This window comes from Pseudomonas sp. MH10 (assembly GCF_034353045.1).
In the GTDB taxonomy this organism is placed as follows: domain Bacteria; phylum Pseudomonadota; class Gammaproteobacteria; order Pseudomonadales; family Pseudomonadaceae; genus Aquipseudomonas.
In genome coordinates this window covers 5146003-5166580 of the sequence record NZ_CP133783.1, presented here as the reverse complement: position 1 = coordinate 5166580, position 20578 = coordinate 5146003, and the positions used below count along the sequence as shown (strand labels likewise).

Here is a 20578-nt window from a genome sequence, read left to right as displayed (position 1 = left end):
CGCCTTAAATCAGTTCGATACGGTCCGCGTGAATAACGATAAGGCCCTGTTTGTACAGCGCGCCAATCGCTTTCTTGAAGTTGCCTTTGCTCACGCCGAACAAACCGCTGATGACCTGCGGATCGCTTTTATCGCTGACGGGCAACACGCCATTGTTGTCGCGCAACTTGGACAGGATCTTCGAATTCAAGCTACCGGCCGCCTCTTCACCGACCGGTTGCAGGCTCAGGCTGATGTTGCCATCGGCGCGAATTTCTTTGATGAAGCCTTTTTCTTCTTTGCCGGGACGCAAAAACTTGAACACTTCGTTTTTGTGGATCAGGCCCCAGTGCTTGTTATTGATAATGGCCTTGAAGCCCATATCAGTCGCTTCAGCCACCAGCAAATTAACTTCCTGACCGACCTTGTAATCACCCGGCGTCTTGTCCAGGTAACGGTCTAGCCGAGCGGTTGCAGTGATGCGGCGAGTGTGTTTGTCCAGATAGACGTGGACCACGCAATACTCGCCCGCCTGCATCGTGCGTTTTTCTTCGGAATACGGCAGCAGCAGATCCTTCGACAGGCCCCAATCGAGGAAGATACCGATGCTGTTCACTTCGAGCACTTTCAAGCTGGCAAACTCACCGACCTGAACTTTCGGTTTTTCAGTGGTGGCAATCAGCTTGTCGTCACTGTCCAGATAAACGAAAACATTGAGCCAGTCTTCATCTTCGCTGGGGATATCTTTAGGGATATAGCGGTTGGGCAGCAGAATTTCGCCGTCCTGAGCGCCGTCCAGATAAAGGCCGAAATTAGTGTGTTTTACCACTTGCAGAGTGTTGTAGCGCCCGACTAAAGCCATTTCCAAATACCCTCATTACGTGGGCGGCATTCTACCCGACTTTGCTGGCAGTGTTGGGGGCGCCAGGAAAATCAAGGTTTAACAACGGCGCCAGCGGCAAATGAATATTGGAAATAGTATTCCGCTCGTCAGGTGAACGGAGCCTGTTCCAGCAGTCTGGACGACCACGAAGACCCGGCAGACCTAATAACTTCACAGTTAAAACAGAGGGTTAGCGGTCAAACCCCATCCTGAACGGTTTAAGAATAGACGGCAGAGTCGACACTTTTTTAGGGCTATATTTCCCAAGCAATTGTCAAGCAATTCATATACAATTGCTGGCCGTATTAAATTTATATAGGTCCCTGGCAGCCATGCGCGTAAAAGCATCCAATTCAAAACCAAAGGCAGCTCCAGCCGTTGAGACCAGCGAGTCGATCAACGCACAAATTGCAGCTTTCTTGAAAACCGGTGGTGAAATTCAGCAGATTGCCAAAGGCGTCAGCGGCCAAACCTTCGGCCCGTCCAAGCAAATCACCCTCGGCAAAAAGTAATCTTTCCCCGCTTCAGCTGTCGATCTCTATGCGCTTTGATTTCAAGGCGCTAGGGCTATCGATCCGTCTTCACCCGCCCCGCCCTTGAATGTTGCCCCTCAGTGGAATCCAAAATGAATAAATGGATGATGTTCTGCGCGCTGCTTTTCCTGGGTGGTTGTGCACACTGCGGTAACTCCGACAATTTCAATTCAAACAGCGAAAAGTCCTTAAGCGGCAGTCCGTGCCGGGCTCAATACTTGCTGTATCAGAACGACATGATCCAGGCAAAATTGCTGGTTGGCGCGAGGGGAGATGAAAATACCGAGCTGGCCAAGGCATTGCTGCAACGCGCCGCCCGCCAGGATCAAAGCGGCGAAGCGGAGTTCTATCAGGCCGTCTTGTTGATTCGCGCAGAAGGTAATCCTTCCGAGTCCAGCGACTTGCTAGAGCACGCCGCCAAGCGCAAACACCCTTTGGCGATTGCGTTGCTCTCACAACGGCTGATCATCTCCGATCCAAAGCAAGCGGAACGATACCGTGCGCAATATGCCGAACTGGATGTTGCCACCAGCGGTTATCCGTCGTTTGAGCAAGCCCAGTACGTCGCCGACGGCTTGATCGCGGCGACCGCGAAGCCTGCACCGTAAGAGGCCCCAACCGTAAAACGCCAGATGCGTCCTGCGAGGAAGTCTGGCACTGAGGAAGCTCTACCCATGCGCACGCCACTCCATGTCGTCGTTACGCTCTTGATAACGGGTTTCCTGATGGTGTCTGGATGTACCCGTGTCGGGTTGGCCTATCGTCACCTGGACATCATTATTCCGTGGTCGGTCAACGATTATCTGGGGATGAATTCCACTCAGAAACGCTGGTTGGATGATCGCCTCAAAGAGCACCTGAGCTGGCATTGCACCACGCAAGTGCCCGGCTACCTTACTTGGCTGGACCGTTTGCAACACATGGTCGAAACCAACCAGGTGACCGAGCCTGAACTTAAAGCGCGCGAGGCGGAAGGCCGCTTGGCGATAGAGCAGATCTCCAGACAAGTCACGCCATCGGCGGTTGAACTGTTGAGTCAGCTAGACGATAAACAGGTGCAGACCTTGCAAGAGGCGTTTGCCAAGGACCTGCGTGAGCACAAAGAGGAGTTTGTGGACCCACCGCTGGACACGCAGATAAGCGATCGGACGAAGCGCATGGAAAAACGCCTCAGCCCTTGGATCGGTACATTGACCGCCGCCCAGCATCAACGCGTCACCGATTGGTCCGTGGCGCTTGGCGAGCAGAATCAACTGTGGGTCGATAACCGCACGCATTGGCAGGGGCTGTTCATCGCCGCCGTTCAGCAACGCAAATCACCCGCTTTCTCACAGCGAATCACGCCCTTGCTGCAGGCTCGAGAGAGCTTCTGGACACCGCAATATCGCCAAGCGTATGAGCAAACTGAGCAAGCAGCGATCCGTCTGTTAGTCGACCTAATGGCCCAAAGCACCCCCGATCAACGCCAGCGCCTCATTGAAAAAATCGCCGACGTGCGGGAAGACTTTGCCAACTTGAGCTGTCTCAAGGCAACACCACAGGGTTAACCGACCCGTTGGACAGGCCCGCAGCAAACACCGCGCTCCTACAATTTAATAGGTGTACCTCGCCAACACATTGGCGCCTACCGTTTCAGGCGATCTGCGCCTTAGACGCCACGGTATCGAAGGTGTCCGGATCCAGCGCGTCGGCCTGTTGGTCCAGAACCTGGCGCGGGTGGTCGTTGCCAGGGATGCTGCTGTCCAGCAGGGCCAACAGACTGGCGCCACGCGGGGTCAGGATGAAATTCTCACCGTTGCCACCCTCCTCTTCTGGCCGGGTTTCGATAAAGCCGCGCTTGAATAACAGCGCTTCATAATCAGCCGCCAACGCCTTGAGTTCATCCAGATTGCCAATCGACGACCCTTCAGCGTCCAACGCGGCGGCGTGTTGCTCCGCATAAGCACGAGGGGCAAAACTTTTGCCCGAGCAGTTTTGTACTTCGTGAAGCAGGCGTTCGATTAGGTCCCAGTTATAGTCCGTCATGATTCTCTACCTCCAGCCAAAATGGGTAATGACCCGTGACCTTCGCCATCGGGTTGGGTACTTAGGGCTGGACCTCTTCCCACCGCAGCCGTTCAGCAGCGACGACGTACGCCCTGCGCTGAACTTTTGCCGAATCAAAACCCTCCATCTGATAAGCATCCACAGAAAAGAGGCAGACCATGAAGACACTGCTGAGCATCACCACAGCCCTTGCACTGCTCTCGGCGATTCCGGCTTGGGCATGCACGCCTGAAGAGGCCACAGCCAAGCGTGCGCAACTGGCGCAAGAGATTCATAAGCTGACGGAGCAAAGTCCCGAGAAGGCCAAGGAAATGAATCAACAGCTGCAGGACATGAATCTGGACACCGCCAGCAAAGACCTGCCAGACAAATGCCAATTGATCGATCAGCGGCTCAAAGACCTGGACACCGCAGCGAAGAAAATCGACGGCTGACCTATCGTTCAGCCATAAAAAAACCGGCGCATTCAATGCGCCGGTTTTTTTATCGCGGGTTGTACTTATTCAGCAACCGGCGCTTCTGGCTTGCGTTTCTTCAACGGCGCTTTGCCGTCTGCACTGACCAACGACAACGCATCGGTCTTTGGCCGGTTAGTAATCTTGCGTTTAGTCGGCGCCTTGGCGCTGCCTTTTTTATCAGCCTTCTTGTCGCCAGCCTTCACTTTCTTCTTCACGCCAACAGCCTTGCCCGATGCTTTGACCTTCTTCGGTCCGCCGTAGGTGCCTTTGACTTCCTTGATCGTGCGACGCTCGAAGCTCTGCTTCAAGTAACGCTCAACGCTGGACATCAAGTTCCAGTCGCCATGGCAGATCAGGGAAATCGCCAGGCCTTCGCCACCGGCACGACCGGTACGACCGATACGGTGTACGTAGTCGTCGCCGCTGCGAGGCATGTCGAAGTTGATGACCATGTCCAGTCCTTCAACGTCCAAACCACGGGCTGCAACGTCAGTTGCAACGAGGATCTTCACGCCGCCTTGCTTCAAACGGTCAATGGCCAGCTTGCGGTCTTTCTGGTCCTTGTCGCCGTGCAGCACGAACGCTTTATATTCCAGCGCCACCAGACGACCATACAGGCGATCAGCCATGGCACGGGTGTTGGTGAAAATAATCGCTTTCTGGTACTTCTCATTGGCCAGCAGCCAGTGGACGATTTTTTCTTTATGGCTGTTGTGGTCAGCGGTGATGATTTGCTGACGAGTGCCTGGGGCCAATTCACTGATGCTGTTGACCTGCAAATGCTGCGGATCTGTCAGCACCTTGCCGATCATTTCACGCAGACCGGCGCCACCGGTGGTCGCCGAGAACAACAGGGTTTGCTGACGGTTTTTGCATTCGCCCGCCAGACGTTCGACGTCTTCGGCAAAACCCATGTCCAGCATGCGGTCAGCTTCGTCGAGGATCAGCAGTTCGACCTGTGACAGGTCCAGGTTGCCGGCATTGAGTTGCTCCAACAGACGACCCGGGGTACCAATCAAAATGTCCGGTACTTTGCGCAGCATGGCGGCCTGGACTTTAAAGTCTTCGCCACCGGTGATCAGACCGGACTTGATGAAGGTGAACTGAGAGAAACGCTCAACTTCCTTGAGGGTTTGCTGCGCCAGCTCGCGGGTTGGCAACAGGATCACAGCGCGGATATCGACGCGAACCTTGGCCGGGCCCATCAGGCGGTTAAGCATTGGCAATACGAAAGCCGCGGTTTTGCCGCTGCCGGTTTGCGCAGTCACCCGCAGGTCACGCCCTTCCAGTGCCAGCGGAATGGCCGCTGCTTGCACAGGCGTGGGCTCGACAAAATTAAGCTCGGCCACGGCTTTAAGCAGGCGTTCGTGCAGGGCGAATTGGGAAAACACGGGTGTTACCTCGACGAAAAACAAAAAAACAGTCGCATAGATTAACGGTTTCGAGCGCCGAGGCCGAGTTTCTTTACTGAAAGAACGCTTCTTTGTTGCGCAGTGAACCGTTCCGGCCGCAAAGATCAGGTCATAACAGCTGAAAACTTCGCTGTTTCACGTATTGGGAGTCAAGGCCAATTTGCAGGTTAAAGGCCCCCGGCTCCGCGACGTATTTCAACTCGGCGTTATAGAACTTGAGGCTGTCTTCATCCACCGTAAAATGGACGGTCTTCTCCTCCCCCGCCTTAAGCCTGATTTTTTGAAAGCCCTTGAGCTCTTTAACGGGGCGACTGATAGAGCCCAACACTTGCTGGATATACAACTGCACCACCGTTGCGCCGTCCCGTTGGCCGGTGTTTTTCACCCGGACACTGGCATCGAGCGCGCCGTCGCGGCTCAAGGCGGTCGTTGAAAGAGTCACGTCAGACAGGCTGAAATCGGTGTAGCTGAGGCCGTAGCCAAAGGGATAGAGCGGACCGTCGAGCTGGTCGTAGTACAGCGAGGAGAAGGTTCGCGAATGACCGGGGACAAATGGGCGACCGGTGTTCAGATGATTGTAGTAGCTAGGAATCTGCCCCACTGAACGCGGGAACGTAATCGGTAATTTGCCCGAAGGGTTGTAATCACCGAACAGCACGTCGGCAATGGCGTTGCCGCCTTCTGTGCCGCTGAACCAGGTTTCCAGCACGGCATCGGCTTGGTCCTGCTCGGCGCCCACCGACAACGGGCGACCATTCATGAGCACCAGTACCAGCGGTTTCCCGGTGGCCTTCAACGCCGTCAGCAATTGGCTTTGTCGGCCCGGAAGATCAAGGCTGGTCCGACTGGCCGCCTCGCCGGACATGCCCTTGGATTCCCCCAGTACGGCGACTACCACATCGGCCTGTGCCGCCGCTTTCACGGCCTCGTCGATCATTGCGGTTTCAGGACGAGGATCAATGACCAGCGCGTCGCCCAGATAATCGATAACTTCTGTGCTGTCGGTCACGTTCGCGCCTTGGGCGTAGAGCAGCGAGCCTTGGTTCCCTAACGCGGTTGCCAAGCCGTCATAAACGGTGACCACCTGTGAGGCCACGCCACGGGCGGACCAGGAACCCAGCATGTCCACTGGATTTTTTGCCAATGGACCTATCAGAGCGATGGTTCCGTGTTTTTTCAACGGCAAGAGTTTGTCTTTATTTTTCAGCAGCACCAAGGTTTTCCGAGCCACGTCGCGGGCTTGTGAGCGGTGCAGGCGGCTTTCTGCGTCGATCTCCGATGGATCTTCGCTGGCGCGGCCTAAGCGCCGGTAAGGGTCGTCGAACAGACCCATGTCGTATTTAGTCGCTAATACATTGCGTACCGCGTTATCGATTTGCGTTTGTGAGGTTTCTCCAGACTTGACTAACCCTTCCAGTTCTACGCCGTAAAACGGATCCCCCAAGCTCATGTCGAGGCCCGCTCTGATGGCCTCACCGGACGCCTCGCGCCGATTGGCCGCGACGCCATGATCGACGAGCTGGCTTATTCCTCCGAAATCACCCAGCGTCATCCCATTGAATCGCCACTCCCGACGGAGAACCTCTTGTAGCAGCCAGACATTCGACGTCGCGGGCACGCCATTGATCGAGTTCAACGCAATCATTACCGAATCGGCCCCAGCGCCAAACGCGGCTTGAAACGGTGGAAGGTAATTTTGATACATCTGCACCGGACTCATGTCCACGCTGTTGTAATCCCGTCCGCCCTCAACCGCGCCGTACAGTGCGAAATGTTTCACACAGGCCATGATTCTGTCCGAGGCAATCGGCAACGGCCCCTGAAAAGCGCTCACCACTACTTCGGCGATGCGTGAAACCAGATAGGTGTCTTCGCCGAAACTTTCCGCCACCCGTCCCCACCGGGGATCACGGCTGATATCGACCATGGGCGCAAAGGTCATGTCGACCCCATCGGCGCTGGCTTCCTGTGCCGCAATGCGGGCGCTGGTGGCAATTGCATCCACGTCCCAGCTGGCAGCCAAGCCAAGGTCGATGGGAAAAATCGTTCGATAGCCATGAATTACATCAAAACCAAAGAACAGTGGGATTTTTAATCGAGTGTGCTGGACGGCGACGTCTTGCAGTTCGCGGCCCGCGGCACGCGACAGTGTGCCAATGATTGCACCGGTCTGCCCGGCGCTGATGAGGCGAAACAACTCAGGCTTCTTTGCGTGCTCAGTGTCGTAACTCATTGTGAGCTGCCCGACTTTTTCTTCCAGCGTCATTTCCCCCAATAAATGAGCGATGAACATTTCTTTGTCAGGTTGATTGGCGGGCAGCGTTTCGGCGCCCACAGACGACATCTGCAGGCTGATGAGCAAAGCGAGTACGTAAATGATTTTCATAATCCCGTCCTTGGGGAACGACAGACATTACGCAGTCCTACGAATGACTCTAGTTGATCGTTGTCGGAAATAAAAAACCCGACTCATCAACGCGATGGCCGGGCACTGTTCCGAAGGCTTCATCCAGCCGCCCGCATGGGCTCGTGAGAAGTCGATGAAGGCGAGATCAAACAGAACGATATCGATTGAAAAGCATAAATATTCGCTTAAAACCATCTAATAAATTGTTTTATCAAAAAGGGGGCACTACTCTCGTTGACGAGAAAGCAGACCCCAATTGCGGTTATTTAGCCACGCACGTCAGAGTGATACGGAGCTTAATAATGTTCCGGGTGAACTTCGCCGAGGCGTCTACGCTGGCTTTTGCGGGGATTTGCACGCGGCGGGTGCGCGGCGATTCCGGGCCGTTGATGAACACCACGGTGCACTCGGCGGCGTTGTCGCCGTAGTTATTCAGCTTAATGGAGCCCAAGTCGTAATCCGTATCGTAGCTGGTGTAATCGATGCTGACGCCGGTGAGGTGCTTCTCGACGTCAATCGGGTACGCGAAAGCAGTGACCGGCAACATTGCCAACACCACACAACAGAACTTCTTCATACGGGCAATCTCCATTTTTGAGGTGCCACTTTAGGGCAAGAGGATCGAATCATGAAAGCGCCCCGCGTGACCCTTGATCAATGGCGCACCTTGCAAGCCGTGGTCGACCATGGCGGCTTCGCGCAAGCCGCCGAGGCGTTGCACCGTTCGCAGTCGTCGGTGAGCTACACCGTAGCGCGCATGCAGGATCAACTGGGCGTGCCATTGCTGCGCATCGACGGGCGTAAAGCGGTGCTGACGGACGCTGGCGGGGTGTTACTTCGCCGCTCGCGACAACTGGTGAAACAGGCCAGTCAGTTGGAAGACCTGGCCCATCATATGGAACAAGGCTGGGAAGCCGAGGTGCGACTGGTGGTCGACGCCGCTTACCCTAACGCCCGTCTGGTGCGAGCGCTGACGGCGTTCATGCCTCAAAGCCGAGGCTGCCGCGTGCGTTTACGCGAGGAAGTGCTGTCTGGCGTGGAAGAAGTGCTGCTCGAAGGTGTTGCCGACCTGGCCATCAGCGGCTTCAGTATCCCCGGCAATCTGGGCAGCGAATTGAGCGCCGTCGAATTTGTCGCAGTGGCTCACCCGGAACATCCGTTGCACCAAATGCAACGCGAACTGACCTTTCAGGACCTGGAAAGCCAACTGCAAGTGGTGATTCGCGACTCCGGCCGCTCTCAACCCCGGGATGTGGGCTGGCTCGGGGCTGAACAACGCTGGACCGTCGGCAGCCTGGCCACCGCAGCTACCTTCGTCAGCAGCGGCTTGGGGTTTGCCTGGTTGCCACGCCACCTGATCGAACGCGAGCTTAAAGAGGGTTTGCTCAAAGCCCTGCCACTCGACCAAGGTGGCAGCCGCCACCCCCTGTTCTATCTTTACGCCAACAAGGACAAACCCTTGGGGCCAGCGACGCAGATACTCATCGACCTGATTCGCAGCTTCGACACGGCGCCGCTGACAGCGATATTCGCCGCACCGCAACTGGGCTGACACGGAGATCAACCATGGCCTTTTTTGAGCATGACGGCTGTTCGCTGCACTACGAAGAATATGGCCAGGGCTCGCCGCTGCTGTTAGTGCATGGGCTGGGTTCCAGCTGCCAGGACTGGGAATACCAGATCCCGGCGCTGTCGGCGCATTACCGGGTCATTGTTATGGACGTACGCGGCCACGGACGCTCGGACAAGCCCAACGAGCGCTACAGCATCCCCGGTTTCACCGCTGACCTAGAAGCATTGATTGAGCACTTACAGTTGGGACCGGTGCACCTGGTCGGGCTGTCCATGGGTGGGATGATCGGTTTTCAACTGGCCGTCGATCAGCCGCAAATGCTCAAGAGCCTGTGCATCGTCAACAGCGGGCCGCAAGTCAAAATCAAATACGTTTCAGACGTAGTGCAATGGGCCAAGCGCTGGGGCTTGGGCCGCTTGCTGAGCATGCGCGCCATCGGCATTGGTTTGGGTCGTAACCTGTTTCCCAAACCCGAACAAGCCGACCTGCGCCGCAAAATCGCCGAGCGCTGGGGACGCAATGACAAACGCGCGTATCTGGCGAGTTTTGACGCGATCGTCGGCTGGGGGGTCATGGGCAAGTTATCGCGCATTACCTGCCCGACGTTGATCATCAGTGCCGATCACGACTACACGCCGGTCGCTATAAAAAAACTCTACGTTCGTTTAATTCGGGGGGCGCGGTTGGTTGTGATCGACGATTCACGTCATGCGACACCGCTCGATCAACCCGAGGTGTTTAATCGGACGGTCCTCGAATTTCTCGACGCGACGGAAGCTTCGTCACCACAATAATCATGCTCTGGATAATGATCGTCATGAGCCTATGCGCAAGGACTAGCCGCCCGGCACTGTCCAAAAAAACCCAAACGTGCTTACCTTGTGCGCCTGATTACGCCCCTGCGCATCGCTGTTGCGCAGTCGAAACCACTCCACGGGATTACTGACTCATGTTGAAGAAAATCGCCTTTGCCGCCTGCTCTCTGCTGTTTGCCGCCAACCTGATGGCGGCACAACCGGCCGGCAAACCTACTCATGTGCTGCTGACCACCGACATGGGGCAGATCGAGATTGAGCTTGAAGACACCAAAGCACCGATCAGCACTCAAAATTTCCTCGGCTACGTCGACAGCGGTTTCTACAGCAACACCATTTTTCACCGGGTCATCCCTGGGTTTATGATTCAGGGCGGCGGCTTCACTTCGTCAATGATGCAGAAGCCGACCAAGGACCCGATCCAGAACGAAGCGAGCAACGGCCTGCATAACGTTCGCGGCACGATTGCCATGGCACGCACCTCGGATGTGAATTCGGCCACCAGCCAGTTCTTCATTAACCACCGCGACAACGAATCGCTGGACAGCACGCCAGGCCATGTTGGTTACGCCGTGTTCGGCAAGGTGGTCAAAGGTATGGACGTGGTCGACATGATCGCGCAGACCCCAACGACCACCAAACAAGGCATGCAGAACGTGCCCGGCGTGCCGATTCTGATCAAGTCAGCAAAACGTATCGACTGAGTCAATCCACATCGACTGTGTGATCCGCGTGGCTAACGCGGGTTCATGCAGTCGGATGAGGGACGTTTTTCACCTGCAAGGAGAGCCCGCTGCGGTGGGCGTCAGCGCTAATGTTTTATCGTCGTTTCGAGCAACTGATCGATATCTTCCGTGATGCCCCTACGGAAGCTCCTCCGAGTAAAGTCCTCTCGTTTTACGTTTACTACCTGCGTCAGGTCTGGCCCAGCTTTGCTGCGTTGCTGATCGTCGGCCTCATTGGTGCGCTCATCGAAGTCGCGTTGTTCAGTTACTTGAGCCGCATTATCGACCTGGCTCAAGGCGTGCCCGACCCGAATTTCTTCAGCGTGCACCGCAACGAACTGATCTGGATGGTGGTCGTGACGCTGTTGTTGCGCCCGATTTTTGTCGGCTTGCACGACCTGCTGGTCCATCAAACCATCAGCCCCGGCATGACCAGCATGATTCGCTGGCAAAATCACAGTTACGTGCTCAAGCAGAGCATTAACTTTTTCCAGAACGATTTTGCCGGGCGCATTGCCCAGCGGATCATGCAGACCGGCAATTCACTGCGCGATTCGGCGGTGCAAGCCGTGGATGCGTTGTGGCATGTGTTGATCTACGCCATCGGCTCGCTGGTGCTCTTCGCTGAAGCCGATTGGCGGCTGATGATTCCGCTGCTGACGTGGATCTTTTTGTACATTTTGGCGCTGTGGTATTTCGTGCCTCGGGTCAAAGAACGCTCGGTAGTTTCTTCAGAAGCGCGCTCCAAACTGATGGGGCGGATTGTCGACGGCTACACCAACATCGCGACCCTCAAGCTGTTTGCGCACACTAATTTCGAGCAGCAGTACGCCCGCGAAGCCATCAGCGAACAGACTGAGAAAACCCAACTCGCTGGCCGTGTGGTCACCGAAATGGACACTGTGATCACCAGCCTGAACGGCATTTTGATCGTCAGCACCACCGGCTTGGCGTTATGGCTGTGGACGCAATCCTCGATCACCGTGGGCGCCATCGCGTTGGCTACAGGCTTGGCGATCCGCATCGTTAACATGTCGGGCTGGATCATGTGGGTGGTCAACGGCATATTCGAAAACATCGGCATGGTGCAAGACGGTCTGCAAACCATCGCTCAACCCGTCAGCGTCACCGACCGCGATCGAGCGCCAAAACTGAAAGTAGACCGGGGTGGCGTGAAGTTTGAAAACGTCGATTTCCACTACGGTAAAAGCAGCGGAATCATTGGCGGCTTGAACCTGGACATCAAACCGGGAGAAAAAATCGGTCTGATTGGTCCCTCTGGAGCGGGGAAATCGACACTGGTCAACCTGCTGTTGCGTCTGTATGACTTGCAAGGTGGGCGGATCCTGATTGATGGGCAGGATATCTCGCACGTCGCGCAAGAAAGCCTGCGTGAACGGGTCGGGATGATTACTCAAGACACTTCGTTGCTGCACCGATCAATTCGCGACAACTTGCTGTACGGCAAGCCGGATGCCACCGACGCCGAACTGTGGGAAGCCGCGCGCAAAGCCCGGGCTGATGAATTTATTCCGTTGTTGTCCGACGCTGAGGGCCGCACCGGTTTCGACGCCCATGTGGGTGAACGCGGGGTGAAGCTTTCGGGCGGACAACGTCAACGCATCGCCATCGCCCGCGTGCTACTCAAAGACGCGCCGATTCTGATCATGGACGAAGCAACCTCCGCGCTGGATTCGGAAGTCGAAGCGGCGATTCAGGAGAGCCTGGAAACCTTGATGCAAGGCAAGACCGTCATCGCCATTGCCCACCGCCTGTCGACCATTGCCCGAATGGACCGCCTGGTGGTGTTGGAGATGGGACAAATTGCCGAAAGTGGCACCCACGCTGAACTACTCGCCCACGGTGGCCTGTACGCAAGGCTATGGCAGCACCAGACGGGCGGGTTTGTCGGGATTGATTGATCGCGGAAGACCGGCATCTGAAGGATGCTGCCGAAAGCTGCGATAAGATTTCCAGTGCCTACTCTTCCATGTGTGCCAAAAAACTCTGTGGGAGAGTTGGCTTGCCAACGAAAGCGTCAATGCAGGCGACCCAGGTTTCAGGTCGACATTAGCGGCGTGAGTATGGGCCTCTTCGCAGGCAAGCCTACTCCCACAGGATTTGTGGCTGCTTGCTATCAACCGTGCCAATGAAACCCCAGAGCCGTGCCGGCTTCGCAGCCCGAAGGACCTTCGCCAACAAGTTGGCTACAGAGGGTTGAGCTGCGCATTCTTCAGCCGCTGTTCCCATCAAACCTGGCGATACGGCAATGCAGCCCGGGCTTCTTCTGCGTAGGCCAAAATCCCCACTCTTTCTTGCTTCAAGAAGTCGCTGACTGCCGCCTTTAATCCCGGGTGCGCCAAGTAATGCCAGGAGTGAGTAATAACCGGTTCAAACCCGCGAATCAGCTTGTGCTCACCCTGCGCTCCGGCGTCAAAGCGTTGAAAGCCCTTGTCGATGGCGTACTCCATGCCCTGGTAGAAACAGGTCTCGAAATGCAGCCGGTCGAACTCCGCCAAGCAGCCCCAATAGCGACCATAAAAGCTGTCACCGCCCACCAGGCTGAAGGCCATTGCCACTGGGCGTGTACCTTGTTTGGCAAGCACGACTCGAATCGCCTCAGGCATACGTTGCGCCAAGAGGCTGAAAAATGCTCGGGTCAGGTACGGTGTCTGCCGACGAACCGCATAGGTATTGGCATAGCAGGCGTAGACAAAATCCCACTGCACCTCGCTTAGTTGATGGCCTTCGAGCCATTCAAACTCAATCCCCTGCCCCGCCACCTGTTCGCGCTCTTTGCGCATTTGCTTGCGCTTGCGCGAACTCAAGGCATCGAGAAAATCCTGAAAGTCACGATACCCACGGTTCTGCCAATGAAACTGGCAACCCAAACGCTGCAACCAACCTGGCTCCTGAGCCAACAACGCATCGGCGGCCGGATCGGTGAAGTTGATGTGAACGCTAGAAAGTTCTTCGATGTCGATGTAGCCGGGCAGGCTCTGCAGCAGGTCTATCGCCGCTTCGGGCGTAGCGGACAATAAACGCGGCCCGCTCACCGGACTGAACGGCACCGCCACCAACAACTTGGGGTAATACGCGATGCCCGCACGCTCACAGGCCTGAGCCCAAGCGTGATCGAACACGTACTCACCGTACGAATGCCTCTTTCGATAGCCGGGTAATGCCGCAATCAACTGCCCGTCTTCGTAATGCAGCAAGTGCTCCGCACTCCAACCGGAACGTGGCCCAAGGCTGCCGCTGTCTTCCAGCGCGCTGAGAAACGCGTGCCGCACAAACGGCTGGGCGTTGGGCACCAAGGCATCCCATAACTGCGGAGCCAGCGCCGATAGACTGTCCAAACGTTGTAGCGGCATCAGCATTCCCCCAATCGTTATTGCCTGTACGCCTGGCGAGTATCGCGCATTCGCTGAATAAGCCGAAATAAAAACCCGGTGCAGCCGCTGTTCGGGACTGCCGCGTGGTGGGTTATCTGCGCACGGATGAGACCTTTCCAACCGCAATACTCGACGCAATCTGGCGGGTCAATTGCAAACCCAGTTGGTTAGTCGCGTCGGCTCGCTCCTTTTGAATCAGCTCTATCTGCGCCATGTACTCATCCGTGCGCAAGGTCGCATAGGCGCGGTCATCAAGGTCATTCAAGCGTTCGTGGAACGGTGCCTGAACCGGTTCAAAGCGCGTTGCGTAGTGCTTCTCTAGATATTCCATCCAAAAATCTCGGGCGATCATCGCTTCAAAGAAGGCTGGTGTCTTTTCCCGGTGCAAGACGTGTTGCTCAGCGGTATTGATCGCCTCTTCGGTCACTCCCGCTAAACGGCTGAATAACATGCCGGAAGGTTGTAGCGGCAGTTTCAGCCGTTGCGCGAGCCCAATGCGATAAGCCAACCGAATCTCGGCATGGTCAAGCAACGGGTCGCCTATGGACCTGAAAGCGATATCGTCGCGGGCAATTTTTTCGATCTCATCAAGCCGCTCCAGCCCTCGGGCCAGCTCAAACAGCTCGTTTTCTTGTGCCCCCACACGGGCCAACGCCGTGGCCTTAAACACCAGCACGCGAACTTCCACGTTATTGAACACCAGCATGACCCCATCGCTGCACGTCTGCGGATGGGCCGCCAAGATGAATAACTCATCGCGCAAGGCGCTATGAGCGGTGGCAGCGTCTATTACGGTCCAGACACGTTGAGCGAGCCCCTGCGGGCTATCGCGGTAATCGGCGGACGTTGTCAGGTCACCTAATACGCGAAAAAAATCAGCGCTTCCCTGCTCCGCCAAAAGATCGTTCCAAACCGCAAATCTAGCGCTTCGGTTCTCAGCCGGTAAACCTGGCAACCAAGACGAGAACGGCGACAGCGACACCTGCCCATGGGCTCGATAATGGGTAAGTCCCATTGTCTGTCTCGCTTCATCGCTGAATATCCGCTGAGCCCTTTGGCGGGTCTGTTCGCTGAGCGGATTGTCATGCAATTGAATGCGCCTGAAGATCGCTCGCGCGTCAATAAATGTGGCCTCAGGAATATCGACAATCTGGTTGTTACGCGCATCCAGACTGACCAAGTGGACGCAATCGACGAGACCAGCAGGCAACGCCACGATGCCGGTCGCCCGGATATTAAGCCTGACCAACCGGCGCATGCCGCTAAGGTCCAAGCGTGGCCCAATCGGGCAGTAATTTAAGTTGAGCGCTCTTAAGTGCGAAAAACGTTGTAAACGAACGACTGATGCTTGATCCAGATACAACGGGTTACCGCGCAATGACAATTGTGCAAGTTCGAGATGTGCCGTTAGCGCCTCTGGAACCGAGGTGAGTTCATTGCCCTTCAGGTATACCTCACGCAGGTTACTGAATTGACCGAGGAAGCTATTAACCTCTTCGGTAGTGAGGCCAATGTCATTAAGCAACAGTGAAGTTACATGGTCAAAGCGAGCCGTCAACGCAGGGAGTTCACCCACCGTCAGATGACTTAGATCCAACGTGTAACCGAGAAATCGCCCATGCTCGGAATAATGCATATCGGTCAGTCTTCGCCAGCAATTTCTAATGCGAGCTGCAGCTGCACGCTTATCCTCAGCCATCACAAATTGAATAACGTCACCCCTGATTCGAGCCTCGCTGCGCATCTCGAGCCATCGTTCAAGGGTTGATTCCAACTGTTGACATTCGAGTTCAAGCGCACGGATCCGCCCCCGAACGTAGACCCTCACTTCGCTGGAGCGTCCCGTGAACTCTGCGCGTAAATCGTCAATGAACGTCCTGACTTCAGCCTCATCCATTCCAGGAAACAGGGTTTTCACCGCCAACTCAGCAGAGTGACTACTGGCGCCGAGTCCGAATCTGGCAAATAACCGCCTAATCCTTCCGCTCAGGGGATAGCCGATACGGCCGTCTGCCAGGCGTTGCGGTGCTTTGAATCCGGGCTTGATCGCTTGCATGCCGAGCGCCGTCGCGACCTCATCACGCTGGACGACTGCGATAGCGCCCAGCGCCTCACGCAGCTCTTGCTCAGACGCCTTGCGCGACAAGCCTATTGCCACGCGCGTATCGGCCGGCAAGGCCTGCAACAACGCCTCGAAGAACGAATGATTGCCAGCATCGATCATGTTGCCCATGCTGTCGAACGCTTGGTAACGCTCGCCGGATTTCACTAGCACCCACCGTAAGGTCGCGGTCTGGCGATTCCCCACGCTGTCGAGCAGCTCGCCGGAAAAATTACCCTCGCGAATATCAAGCGCCAGGTGCTCAGGCCAACCGGGCAAGCGTGGGAGTAATCGAAAACCGGCGGTGGCGATGTCCGGGTGATCGGAACCCTTGAAGAAGAAGCCCTCATTGACACGATTCAAGCGCAATTGCTGCTGATGCTCCCGCGCCTGTTCGGCAATGCGCAGCGGCAAACGCGACGAGACGCTCATCTGCGTGACTTCTTGGACGCTGGCTGACTCGACGATCTCTCGAGCCACTACGGTGGGAATTGCCGGAAAATAGCGCTTGATGAGTGTGACTGGAGCGCCATCCGACACGGTATCGACCGGATTAATCAATGCACGCAAAAAGCCTCTTCGCTCGCTTGCGACCTCGGCTATCTGCCAAGCCAGACGATCGCTCTGGCTTTGCCGCCTGGGGTTGTAGTCGCCCAACAAGGTGTCTTTTTCAGCTGGCGTGAGTGCGTCCAGAACTGACGTGATGACATCATCCATTTGCCCTGGCAAATACTTCAGATCGACTGCAGGCAACGTCGCCTCAGCCTTGCCAAATACCTTGAACACAGTGCCCTTCGCATCGAGCAAACGTACCAGTCGGCGTTGCGGCCAACCGGGCAAAACCGTCAGCAGTTCAAGATACAGGTCAATGTGCGGCCTCCTGATGTCCTGCAGGTTACCGCTGTGCATCGCGGTCATAAACTGCTCAAGTCCATCCTCAATCTGAAACCTGAGAATCGAGTCAATCAACAAGGCCGGCGGTTTGACGTTTTCCACATGGACCCGGCGCAGCAGTGTTTCGTCTGCGCGGGTGACGGCGATGATGCGGTCGATGGTTCGTTCGGGGATGGCATCAAACCCCGGATGCAAACGCTTGAATAACGTGTGCAGATCCCAGGCCATGGGGTTCTCGCCCTCATGGCGCCACGCTCCAGCATCGTTATGACTAAGGATGGGCGAATAGGCGCCGGCATCGGCAGGGTGAAGCAGGCGCCATTTTTTTAAAGCGCTATCGAAATTGACTTGGTAAAGCTTGCCCGCTATCGGCAAATAGGTTTTGCCATCGACCTCAACCCGTCCCTCGGCACTCGCCATGACCCAGTTAGGTAACGCCAGGTTTTGCTGGAACGGGGCCAGGTCCGGCTTCCAGAGTCGGCTCTGGCCGTTTTTCAGCTTGATTGACACCAGGTTTTCGATAAACGCAGAAGAGCCGCTGGCAACGGAGGAAGCGCTCGCCGCAGCAACCCCCATCGCACCTGCTAGCGCAATATTTTCAGCGGCCTCGAATAGATGCGTCAGGGCTTCGTCGATTTCGCCGTCTCGCCACTCGATAACCCCAACGAAAATATCGGACAACACCTGTTCTACCGCCACCACGGCCATCGCGGCGCCCAAGACCGGAATAAAAAACGACGCGATATTGAGCAAATCCAGACCAGACGATTCATAGGCGTGCAGCCGTCGCATACGGCTTTTTTGATCCTCCTCATCCGTGGAAACCGCCAGCACCTGTGAGTCGCCATAGGTTTTAAGCAACAGGTGCTCATACAACATCTGGAACGGCGCCGGGGTGTACGCAAACTTCTCCAGCGAAAGCTCAGCCTGCGGATCCAATACCCGCCCGTGCAGGCCGCGACTGAGGGGATTGCCGTCCAACGCACGCAATGGGGTAAGCCGCTCGTTAAGCCTTTCAAAAAACCGCTGATGTTCGCGCAAACCAATAAAGCGCCGAAAATACTGTTGGTAGGCCTGGACCGAGAGCTTGCGGCGTAGCGTGTCGGCAAAGGCCTTGAACGATTCATATTCTTTGAGCGGGTGCTCAGGCTCCCCCGGCATGTACACCACGCACGGCAAGGCGCCATCGTCCTCTCTGTCAGGCTCGATCAACATCGCGCCAAATAACATGTCCCCGTGCTCGCCGACCGAGTCCAGTAGTCGCAACCAACAATGGCGAACTGCTTCAGCGCCCCACAAGGGGGTGCTTCCCGGCGAGGTTAACGCCAGCAACATTTCGTAGGCAGACTGGGAAATTTGGTTTTTCATGAGTGCGATGTGAGCCAGCACTTGCACGCTGTCTTGCTCGCCGCGCTGAAACTTACCTGCAACCTCAGACGCCAATTCCTCAGCTGACTGACCTGGCAAAGCGGTCGGCTTGAAAATGCTGTTTAGATGGTTTTGATAAAGGGCGCCTAAATCAAGACTGCGGCACATCGCGGCGAATTGCGCAGGCTTGATACCGATAATCCCGGAATAGCGATAACGAAACCGCGGATAGCGGCCATTGACGCCTGTTCCGGCGACCAGTTGCAGTTGCAGGCCGTCATCCGGTAATAACGCAGCGCCGCGTTCAAATCCGCCCTCTTGCGCTTCGAACGCTTCAAAGTTTTGCAGGGCGGCATGAAGCAGGCTTTGCCTGAACGGGCGACGTTGGTCCATGCCCAAGAACGTTTGACTGTGTACGGTCACCAAATCGTTTTTGTGCAGGTCGAGACGAAGATCGAAGGTTTTAATCAACGCCTTTTCCAGCAAAGGCTCGGCAAACGCGGTTACAGACATTAACTTTCGATGCAGCGGTTTAAGTTCGCGTCGAGAAAACAGACTAAACAACTGACTTTTGCGCAGCGCCGCCCTAAGTTCCTTGGACGCAGCGCTGTACCAGACTGGCAGATGACTCTTTATGAATGCATGGTTGGCTTGATCGTCCTTCCACACTGTAAAAACATCATCGTCAGGGGACGTTGAGGGGGACGCTGAAGAACTGCTTGATTGGTCGGTCATCGAAAAGGCCTTATTACAACTCGGAAAGTTGTTCAGGCTATGTTTTCGAACCGGCGACTCAGACATAAAAAAATAGCACCCGGACTTTTATGCCCGGATGCCAGTCAGCAAACGTTGATCAGCGTTTACGCAGAATCACACTGCCTATGGAGTACCCGGCGCCGAAAGAACTGAGTACCGCCAGTGCGCCCGTCGGCAAATCGTCTTGGTACGTGTGAAACGCGATGACCGAACCCGCCGAACTGGTGTTGGCGTAGGTGTCGAGAATCACCGGCGCTTCTTCCACCGTGGCTTCGCGGCCCAGCAGCCTCTTCACGATCAGGTGATTCATGCTGAGGTTGGCCTGGTGCAGCCAAAACCGCTTGATATCAGCGATGTTGAGGTTGTTTTCCTGAAGGTGGGTGGCGATCAGCTCGGCGACCATGGGGCACACGTCGCGGAATACCTTGCGGCCTTCCTGGACGAACAGTTTGTCTGGAGCACCGATGCCCTCTTCCGCTGCGCGGTTGAGGAAGCCAAAGTTATTACGGATGGTGTTGGAAAACTTGGTCAGCAGTTTGGTGCTGACAATATCGAACTGATGGCCCGATGTCGCCAAATCGGCTCGTTCAACCACCACGGCCGTCGCGCCATCGCCAAAAATGAAGTGGCTGTCACGGTCGCGAAAATTCAAATGACCCGTGCAGATTTCCGGGCTGATGACCAATACCGCGCGGGCCTGGCCCAATTGCACGGTGTTGCAGGCTTGCTGGATACCAAACGTGGCGGACGAGCAGGCCACGTTCATGTCAAAACCAAAACCCTGGACGCCCAGCGCTTCCTGGATTTCGATGGAGATCGCCGGGTAAGCACGTTGCAGGTTAGAGCAGGCAACGATCACGCCGTCGATATCAGCTGCGGTCTTGCCGGCGCGAAGCAACGCTTGCTCGGCGGCGGCGACGCCCATCTGACAGAGGATCGACCACTCATCATTGGAGCGCTCTGGCAATCGCGGCGCCATGCGGTGCGGATCAAGGATGCCTTCTTTGTCCATGACGAAACGGCTTTTGATGCCGGACGCTTTTTCAATGAACGCCGCATTGGATTCAGTCAGGGCCTGCACGTCGCCGCTTTCGATGGCGGCCGCGTTCTCGGCATTAAACAGTGCGACATAGGCATTAAAGGACTGCACCAGCTCATCGTTGGAAATGCTGTTGGCTGGGGTAAACAGGCCAGTGCCACTGATGACGACGTTATACACGGTCGTTCCTCTCT

16 protein-coding genes are annotated in these 20578 nt (G+C 55.9%); 8 read left to right on the top strand and 8 right to left on the bottom strand.

The annotated features are described in order from the left end of the window. Positions 1-4 precede the first annotated feature (4 nt). Positions 5-841 carry a S1 RNA-binding domain-containing protein gene (locus RHM59_RS23310; protein WP_322165720.1) on the bottom strand — a complete coding sequence of 279 codons (837 nt, stop codon included), beginning with the start codon at positions 839-841 and terminating at the stop codon, positions 5-7. 353 nt (positions 842-1194) lie between these two features. Between RHM59_RS23310 and RHM59_RS23305 the strand changes: the two genes are divergently transcribed. The 3 genes from RHM59_RS23305 to RHM59_RS23295 all read left to right on the top strand — a co-directional run bounded on the left by RHM59_RS23305 (position 1195) and on the right by RHM59_RS23295 (position 2942). Continuing rightward, positions 1195-1374: a hypothetical protein gene (locus tag RHM59_RS23305; protein ID WP_297833192.1), complete on the top strand. Its 180-nt coding sequence runs from the start codon at positions 1195-1197 to the stop codon at positions 1372-1374. Between the two features lie 113 nt (positions 1375-1487). After that, positions 1488-2003, top strand: coding sequence for a hypothetical protein (locus tag RHM59_RS23300; RefSeq protein WP_322165721.1), 516 nt, complete (start codon positions 1488-1490; stop codon positions 2001-2003). 66 nt (positions 2004-2069) lie between these two features. Next, positions 2070-2942, top strand: a complete 873-nt coding sequence (locus RHM59_RS23295) for a DUF6279 family lipoprotein (protein WP_322165722.1) — start codon at positions 2070-2072, stop codon at positions 2940-2942. 85 nt (positions 2943-3027) lie between these two features. Here RHM59_RS23295 and RHM59_RS23290 read toward each other — a convergent pair whose 3' ends face one another. Then, the gene (locus tag RHM59_RS23290; protein WP_322165723.1) at positions 3028-3420 is read right to left on the bottom strand and encodes a transcriptional regulator; all 393 of its coding nucleotides are present in this window, start codon (positions 3418-3420) and stop codon (positions 3028-3030) included. Positions 3421-3599: 179 nt separating this feature from the next. Here RHM59_RS23290 and RHM59_RS23285 point away from each other — a divergent pair, with 179 nt between their 5' ends. Then, positions 3600-3875 (top strand): hypothetical protein, encoded by a 276-nt coding sequence (locus RHM59_RS23285; protein WP_322165724.1) that lies wholly within the window; start codon positions 3600-3602, stop codon positions 3873-3875. Between the two features lie 65 nt (positions 3876-3940). Here the strand turns inward: RHM59_RS23285 and RHM59_RS23280 are convergent, their stop codons facing one another. The 3 genes from RHM59_RS23280 to RHM59_RS23270 form a co-directional block, all read right to left on the bottom strand. Next, complete coding sequence (locus RHM59_RS23280) at positions 3941-5290, bottom strand: DEAD/DEAH box helicase (protein ID WP_322165725.1); 1350 nt, start codon at positions 5288-5290, stop codon at positions 3941-3943. Positions 5291-5420: 130 nt separating this feature from the next. Next, on the bottom strand, positions 5421-7697 hold the full coding sequence (gene bglX, locus RHM59_RS23275) for a beta-glucosidase BglX (protein WP_322285513.1): 2277 nt from the start codon (positions 7695-7697) through the stop codon (positions 5421-5423). Positions 7698-7980: 283 nt separating this feature from the next. Next, positions 7981-8295, bottom strand: a complete 315-nt coding sequence (locus RHM59_RS23270) for a 3-phosphoglycerate kinase (protein WP_322165727.1) — start codon at positions 8293-8295, stop codon at positions 7981-7983. A 51-nt stretch (positions 8296-8346) separates the two neighbouring features. Between RHM59_RS23270 and RHM59_RS23265 the strand changes: the two genes are divergently transcribed. The 4 genes from RHM59_RS23265 to RHM59_RS23250 all read left to right on the top strand — a co-directional run bounded on the left by RHM59_RS23265 (position 8347) and on the right by RHM59_RS23250 (position 12753). Continuing rightward, complete coding sequence (locus tag RHM59_RS23265) at positions 8347-9270, top strand: LysR family transcriptional regulator (RefSeq protein WP_322165728.1); 924 nt, start codon at positions 8347-8349, stop codon at positions 9268-9270. 14 nt (positions 9271-9284) lie between these two features. Next, positions 9285-10085 carry an alpha/beta hydrolase gene (locus tag RHM59_RS23260; RefSeq protein ID WP_322165730.1) on the top strand — a complete coding sequence of 267 codons (801 nt, stop codon included), beginning with the start codon at positions 9285-9287 and terminating at the stop codon, positions 10083-10085. A 155-nt stretch (positions 10086-10240) separates the two neighbouring features. Next, on the top strand, positions 10241-10810 hold the full coding sequence (locus tag RHM59_RS23255; protein WP_322165731.1) for a peptidylprolyl isomerase: 570 nt from the start codon (positions 10241-10243) through the stop codon (positions 10808-10810). A 110-nt stretch (positions 10811-10920) separates the two neighbouring features. Beyond that, on the top strand, positions 10921-12753 hold the full coding sequence (locus tag RHM59_RS23250; protein WP_322165732.1) for an ABC transporter ATP-binding protein: 1833 nt from the start codon (positions 10921-10923) through the stop codon (positions 12751-12753). A 327-nt stretch (positions 12754-13080) separates the two neighbouring features. Here the strand turns inward: RHM59_RS23250 and RHM59_RS23245 are convergent, their stop codons facing one another. From RHM59_RS23245 to RHM59_RS23235, 3 genes are all read right to left on the bottom strand, one after another. Further along, complete coding sequence (locus RHM59_RS23245; RefSeq protein ID WP_322165733.1) at positions 13081-14205, bottom strand: GNAT family N-acetyltransferase; 1125 nt, start codon at positions 14203-14205, stop codon at positions 13081-13083. 112 nt (positions 14206-14317) lie between these two features. Next, the gene (locus tag RHM59_RS23240) at positions 14318-19102 is read right to left on the bottom strand and encodes an NEL-type E3 ubiquitin ligase domain-containing protein (protein WP_323562548.1); all 4785 of its coding nucleotides are present in this window, start codon (positions 19100-19102) and stop codon (positions 14318-14320) included. A gap of 340 nt (positions 19103-19442) precedes the next feature. Then, the gene (locus tag RHM59_RS23235) at positions 19443-20564 is read right to left on the bottom strand and encodes a beta-ketoacyl-ACP synthase III (protein ID WP_322165735.1); all 1122 of its coding nucleotides are present in this window, start codon (positions 20562-20564) and stop codon (positions 19443-19445) included. Positions 20565-20578 lie beyond the last annotated feature (14 nt).

Excerpts from the sequence above, each read along its gene's own strand:
- RHM59_RS23240 (WP_323562548.1), bottom strand. The coding sequence starts at position 19,102 with ATGTCTGTAACCGCGTTTGCCGAGCCTTTGCTGGAAAAGGCGTTGATT.
- RHM59_RS23270 (WP_322165727.1), bottom strand. The coding sequence starts at position 8,295 with ATGAAGAAGTTCTGTTGTGTGGTGTTGGCAATGTTGCCGGTCACTGCT.
- RHM59_RS23305 (WP_297833192.1), top strand. The coding sequence starts at position 1,195 with ATGCGCGTAAAAGCATCCAATTCAAAACCAAAGGCAGCTCCAGCCGTT.
- RHM59_RS23265 (WP_322165728.1), top strand. The coding sequence starts at position 8,347 with ATGAAAGCGCCCCGCGTGACCCTTGATCAATGGCGCACCTTGCAAGCC.
- RHM59_RS23285 (WP_322165724.1), top strand. The coding sequence starts at position 3,600 with ATGAAGACACTGCTGAGCATCACCACAGCCCTTGCACTGCTCTCGGCG.
- RHM59_RS23290 (WP_322165723.1), bottom strand. The coding sequence starts at position 3,420 with ATGACGGACTATAACTGGGACCTAATCGAACGCCTGCTTCACGAAGTA.
- RHM59_RS23295 (WP_322165722.1), top strand. The coding sequence starts at position 2,070 with ATGCGCACGCCACTCCATGTCGTCGTTACGCTCTTGATAACGGGTTTC.
- bglX (WP_322285513.1), bottom strand. The coding sequence starts at position 7,697 with ATGAAAATCATTTACGTACTCGCTTTGCTCATCAGCCTGCAGATGTCG.
- RHM59_RS23260 (WP_322165730.1), top strand. The coding sequence starts at position 9,285 with ATGGCCTTTTTTGAGCATGACGGCTGTTCGCTGCACTACGAAGAATAT.
- RHM59_RS23245 (WP_322165733.1), bottom strand. The coding sequence starts at position 14,205 with ATGCCGCTACAACGTTTGGACAGTCTATCGGCGCTGGCTCCGCAGTTA.
- RHM59_RS23255 (WP_322165731.1), top strand. The coding sequence starts at position 10,241 with ATGTTGAAGAAAATCGCCTTTGCCGCCTGCTCTCTGCTGTTTGCCGCC.
- RHM59_RS23250 (WP_322165732.1), top strand. The coding sequence starts at position 10,921 with ATGTTTTATCGTCGTTTCGAGCAACTGATCGATATCTTCCGTGATGCC.
- RHM59_RS23310 (WP_322165720.1), bottom strand. The coding sequence starts at position 841 with ATGGCTTTAGTCGGGCGCTACAACACTCTGCAAGTGGTAAAACACACT.
- RHM59_RS23300 (WP_322165721.1), top strand. The coding sequence starts at position 1,488 with ATGAATAAATGGATGATGTTCTGCGCGCTGCTTTTCCTGGGTGGTTGT.